At 68.2% G+C, this 1,183-nt stretch carries 2 pseudogenes; both read left to right on the top strand.

The annotated features are described in order from the left end of the window. Window positions 1–190, top strand: a pseudogene (locus ABZV94_RS41740) (ABC transporter permease); the annotation flags it as partial. A 70-nt stretch (window positions 191–260) separates the two neighbouring features. Further along, window positions 261–1,183, top strand: a pseudogene (locus ABZV94_RS41735) (ABC transporter substrate-binding protein); the annotation flags it as partial.

Raw genomic sequence — 1,183 nt, 5'->3', positions numbered from 1 at the left:
GGCGACGATCGCCGCGATGGTCGGACAGGGCGGCCTCGGGCGGATCATCACCGCCGGCTTCAACACGTACAACACCCCGCAAGTGGTCGCGGGCGCCCTGCTGGTCGCCGTACTGGCGCTGCTGGTGGAGACGGTCCTGGTCGCCATCGACCGGCTGCTGTCACCGCTGCGCCGCCGCCGGACAGCATGAGCGTCCGGCCGCCCCACCCCACCGATCACCCTCATCGCATATGGCCTCGTTGCCGTGGACGGAGAACAGTATGAGCAGGACCTCGCGCCTGGCCGGCGCGGTCATCGGCATCGTCGCGCTCGCGGGCTCGCTCGCCGCCTGCGGTGGCGACAGCCTGGAGAAGGACAAGGACGGCTCCGCCGCCTCCGCGGACAAGGGCTCCGGCAAGAAGGGCTCGCTGGTCGTCGGCGCCGCCGCCTTCACCGAGTCCAAGGTGCTGGCGGAGCTCTACGCCGGCGTGCTGTCCGACGCCGGGTACAGCACCTCGGTCACCACGGTGAAGAACCGCGAACTCTACGAACCCTCCCTGGAGAAGGGCGAGATCGACGTCGTGCCGGAATACGCGGCGACGATCGCGGAATTCCTCAACGCCAAGGTGAACGGCGCGAAGGCGGCCGAGTCGAAGCCGGTCGCCTCGGGTGACACCGCGGCCACGGTCGCCGCCCTGGAGAAGCTCGCCACTCCGCGCGGGCTGAAGGTGCTGCCGGCCGGTGCGGCCGTCGACCAGAACGCCTTCGCGGTCACCAAGGAATTCGCCGACAAGAACAAGCTCAAGACCCTTTCTGATCTCGGCGACTCCAAGATCAAGGTGAAGATCGCGGCGGGCGACGAGTGCTAGGTGCGGCCGTTCTGCGCACCCGGACTGAAGAAGACGTTCGGAATCGACGTCACCGGCATCGACCCCAAGGGTGTCGGCACCCCGCAGTCCAAGCAGGCGGTCAAGGACGGCAAGGACCAGTTGGTCCTCACCACCACCACGGACGCGGTGCTCGACACCTATGACCTGGTCTTCCTGGAGGACGACAAGAAGCTCCAGAACGCGGACAACGTGCTGCCCGTCCTCAATGCCGAGGACGCCGGTGCCCAGGACGTCGCCGACGCGCTCGGCAAGCTCACCGCCGCACTCACCACGCAGGACCTGGCGGAGCTGAACCGGAAGGTCGACGCGGAGCG

Source organism: Streptomyces sp. NPDC004658 (assembly GCF_040609555.1).
In the GTDB taxonomy this organism is placed as follows: Bacteria; Actinomycetota; Actinomycetes; order Streptomycetales; family Streptomycetaceae; genus Streptomyces.
The sequence above is the reverse complement of the archived record's forward strand: the minus strand, read 5'-3'. Positions and strand labels throughout refer to the sequence as shown.